The sequence below is a fragment of the Actinacidiphila oryziradicis genome, from assembly GCF_005047355.1.
Lineage (GTDB): Bacteria > Actinomycetota > Actinomycetes > Streptomycetales > Streptomycetaceae > Actinacidiphila > Actinacidiphila oryziradicis.
In genome coordinates, this window is sequence record NZ_SUMC01000250.1 from 1 (window position 1) to 3,815 (window position 3,815).

At 65.1% G+C, this 3,815-nt stretch carries 4 protein-coding genes and 1 pseudogene; 3 read left to right on the forward strand and 2 right to left on the reverse strand.

The genetic code is table 11. The annotated features are described in order from the left end of the window. Positions 1–29: 29 nt before the first annotated feature. A complete protein-coding gene (locus tag FCI23_RS62090) occupies positions 30–377 on the reverse strand; it encodes a hypothetical protein (RefSeq protein ID WP_136731591.1) in 348 nt (115 codons plus the stop codon). Positions 378–491: 114 nt separating this feature from the next. On the opposite strand from FCI23_RS62090, the gene FCI23_RS62095 reads away from it, so the two are divergent. From FCI23_RS62095 to FCI23_RS54435, 3 genes are all read left to right on the forward strand, one after another. Beyond that, complete coding sequence (locus tag FCI23_RS62095; protein ID WP_265737864.1) at positions 492–1,172, forward strand: group II intron maturase-specific domain-containing protein; 681 nt, start codon at positions 492–494, stop codon at positions 1,170–1,172. 101 nt (positions 1,173–1,273) lie between these two features. Beyond that, positions 1,274–1,795, forward strand: a complete 522-nt coding sequence (locus FCI23_RS54430) for a group II intron maturase-specific domain-containing protein (RefSeq protein WP_211265899.1) — start codon at positions 1,274–1,276, stop codon at positions 1,793–1,795. A 185-nt stretch (positions 1,796–1,980) separates the two neighbouring features. Beyond that, on the forward strand, positions 1,981–3,072 hold the full coding sequence (locus tag FCI23_RS54435; protein WP_136731593.1) for an integrase core domain-containing protein: 1,092 nt from the start codon (positions 1,981–1,983) through the stop codon (positions 3,070–3,072). 128 nt (positions 3,073–3,200) lie between these two features. Here the strand turns inward: FCI23_RS54435 and FCI23_RS62100 are convergent. After that, a pseudogene (locus FCI23_RS62100) lies at positions 3,201–3,425 on the reverse strand (transposase); the annotation flags it as partial. Positions 3,426–3,815: the final 390 nt, after the last annotated feature.

A 3,815-nucleotide genomic window follows, 5' to 3' on the forward strand; every position in this document is an offset into this window, starting at 1 on the left:
AACCGCTACCGCCTCCACCAACCGGCCGCTCACCTGTGGGGCCGGCCCTCCGAGCCGCCCCGCTCGAGGAACTCGGCCAGGGCCTGGGCCACCACCGCGGAGATCGCCCGGTCGCTCTCCTGCGCACGTGCGCGGATCTGCCCTGCCAGCGAGCCGGGCAGCTTGACGGTCAACACCACGCTCGACTCGGGGACTTCGACCCGTCCAACAGCCACGGCCTGCTCCAGATACCGGCGTGCCTGACGCACCGACACCCCGTACCTACTCGCCAACGTGCGGGCGGCTGCGGCCACAGGCGCACCTGCCCCGGCCAGATCCGCGGCGGCGTTGACCCGCCGGGCGTACTCGACGCTATCGACACGATCACCACGCACCATGTCACAAACCTACTACCCATTGTGACGCCCCTTACCCTCCGTGCGGGGAAGGAGTTCCAGCCGTCGGTAGCCGAGCGTCACCTCGAAACAGAAGTTGCCCATTGCGTTGGGGGCGTGGTTTCTCCCGTGCTGGCGAATCTGTATCTGCATTACGCGTTTGATATGTGGCTGGCGCGGGAGTTCCCGCAGGTCACCTTCGAGCGGTACTGCGACGATGCGGTAATCCACTGTGGTAGTGAGGGGCAGGCCCGCCGCGTGCGGGACGCTCTCGCGCAGCGATTGGCGCAGGTCGGCCTGGAGTTGCATCCGGACAAGACGCGCATAGTTTACTGCAAGGATGCGGACCGGCGGGGCTCTTACGAGCACACGTCGTTCACGTTTCTTGGGTACACGTTCCGTCCGAGGCTGGCCAAGAACCGGTTCGGGAAGCACTTTGTGAGCTTTCTGCCCGCGGTCAGCAAGGAGGCGATCAAGGCGATGGGCAAGGAGATCCGCTCCTGGCACATTGCCCGCCGCAGTGACAAGTCCCTGACGGACCTGGCACGGATGTTCAACAGCATCGTGCAAGGATGGATCAACTATTACGGGCGCTTCTACAAGTCCATGTTGTATCCCCTCCTCCGGCGCATCAATCAACTGCTGGTGCGCTGGGCTTGCCAGAAATACAAGCGACTCCGCCGCCGGGAGAAACGGGCACGGGAATTGTTGGCGGGCACTGCCCGCCGGTATCCGAATCTGTTCGCCCATTGGCGGTTCGGCCTCAAGCCTGATGGCTGGACGATGGGAGCCGTGTGAGCTGAGAGGCTCCCGCACGGTTCTGCGAGCGGCGGCGGGTGCGATTCCCGCCGCCGACTCACCTGGTGGTCCACTGCCGCAGCGAGGCCCAGGCACAGCGTGTGCGTGAGGCCATCGCCGGGCGGCTGGCCGAGTGCGGGGGGCTGCGACTGCATCCCGGCAAGACCCGCATTGTGTACTGCAAGGACGCGCTGAGGCGTGGTTCGTACGAGCACACCTCGTTCACGTTCCTGGGGTACGGGTTTCGGGTGCGGATGGTCAGGGCGAAGAAGGGGAACTACTTCTTCAGTTTCAACCCGGCCATCAGTGACGAGGCCGCCAAGCAGATCCGGGCGCAGATCCGCCGTTGGCGGCTGCACCTGCGCAGTGGATGGACTCTGGAGCAACTCGCCCGGGAGATCAACCCGGTCGTGCGGGGCTGGATCAACTACTACGGGCGCTTCTTCCCGTCCGCGTTGTACTCCAGCCTCAACCGCATCAACGACTACCTGTTGCGGTGGCTCGTACAGAAGTACAAGCGGTTCCGACGGAAACGAGCGAGGGCGCGCGATGCTCTGGGCAGCCACGCCAGGCTGTATCCCGGACTCTTCGCCCACTGGAAGTTCGTCAAGCCGGGAACGTGAACGACCGGACGATGGGAGCCGTGTGATCGGAGACGATCAAGCACGGTTCTGAGAGAGCCGGGGGGCGAGATTCCCCCCGGCTACTCGCTAGGAGCTTGATCGTCGATGACATGGTCCTCTGCTGCCGCGCAGTTCGTGCCCGTGTTGTTCACGTGGACGGCGGTCGGGCGGCATCATGATCTGTCGTGCTGCTTCGCCTGGCCTACCTCGCCGTGACCAACACCTTCACGCTCCTGCGGTTGCTGCCGATGAGCGAGCGGGACAAAGACATCGAGATCCTCGCGCTGCGGCACCAGCTGCTGGTCCTGCAACGCCAAGCCGGCAAGCCCGCGTTCACCGACACCGACCGCGCGGTGCTCGCCGGCCTGCTCCACCATCTTCCGACGGACAAGCTGCGCCAGCTCGTGCTGCTCGTAAGCCCGGACACGATCTTGCGCTGGCATCGCGACCTGCTCAAACGGCGCCATGCCGCGACCTGCGCACCGAGGCGGCGCGGACGCCCGCCCACCGTCCGATCGATCCGCGCCCTGGTCCTTCGCCTGGCACGCGAGAACAGCTCCTGGGGGTACCGCAGAATCCACGGTGAACTCGCGGCGCTGGGCATCAAGGTCGCCGCCTCCACCGTCTGGGAAATCCTCCGCGAGCACGGCATCCCACCCGCCCCGGAACGCCAGGGCACCACCTGGGCCGACTTCCTGCACAGCCAGGCGGACGCGCTGCTCGCCTGCGACTTCTTCGAGACCCGCACCCTGACCGGAGCGCGCCTGTACGTCTTCGCCGTCATCGAGCACGCCAGCAGGCGCATCCGGATCCTCGGCGCTACCGCGCATCCGACCGCAGCCTGGGTGGTGCAGTTGGGGCGCAATCTCATCATGGACCTGGAGGACGCGGGCGCAAGGGCGAAGTTCCTGATCCGTGACCGGGACTCGAAATTCACCGCGGCTTTCGACGCTGTGATACAGGACGCGGGCCTGCGCGTGGTGACCTGTGGCATCCGAATGCCTCGCATGAACTCCATCATGGAGCGCTGGGTACAGACCTGCCGGCGCGAGCTGCTGGACCACACCCTCATATGGAACCAGCGCCACCTACTCCACGCCCTATCCGAGTTCGAGTCGTTCTACAACCAGCACCGCCCGCACCGGACCCTGGACCAAGCAGCTCCGCTCCGCCCGCTGCCCGAACCGACCAGCAATACAGGACAGATCGCACCCCTGGACATCCACCGACGAGATCGGCTCGGCGGAACCCTCCACGAGTACCAACATGCCGCCTGAGCTGGACGGATGATTAATCGGCACCCGCAGTGCTGGTGGGCCCGGCAGATCGTCGAGTCGACACTGACATCCCAGGTGATCAGGTCCTTCGCGTCCGCCTGGGCCTGCAGTTCGGTGAAGACTCGCTTCCACGTGCCGTCGCGCTGGCGGCGCCGGAACAGGTCGTAGACCCGATCCCACGGCCCGTACCGCTCGGGTACATCCCGCCACGGCGTCCCGGTCCGGGTCCGCCACCGTATGCCGTCGACCAGCTGCCGCCTCGTCCATATCGGCGGCCGGCCAGGCTTCTTACCCTTTGGCAACAACGGCTCCAGCCTGGCCCACTGCTCATCCGTCAGATCTCCACGCGCCACAGCGCGTGATCATTCCACGACCAAGATCGACTTTCGCAACACGCCCTAGCTGCGTCCGAGCCGTTGCGTCCGAGGGACGGTCTCGGCAGGAAGCTAACAAAGTGCTTCCCGAACCGGTTCTTGGCCAGCCTGGGCCGGAACGTATATCCAAGGAACGTGAACGCCGTGTACTCGTACGAGCCCCGCCGATCCGCGTCCTTACAATAGACGATGCACGTCTTGTCCGGATGCAATTCCAAACCGACCTGCGCCAATCGCTGTGCTAGAGCGTTCGCGAAAGTGGCCGGATACCCGGCCCGTCCGGGACGCGAAAGCGTGCTGACGTGTGGCAGGTGAGCTTTTGAAGACGAACTGTAGGAACTACCCGAACCGAAGGGCAAGTTAGACACC

Bases quoted from the DNA above. Each gene is read 5' to 3' on its own strand.
- FCI23_RS62090 (WP_136731591.1), bottom strand. From the start codon at position 377: ATGGTGCGTGGTGATCGTGTCGATAGCGTCGAGTACGCCCGGCGGGTC.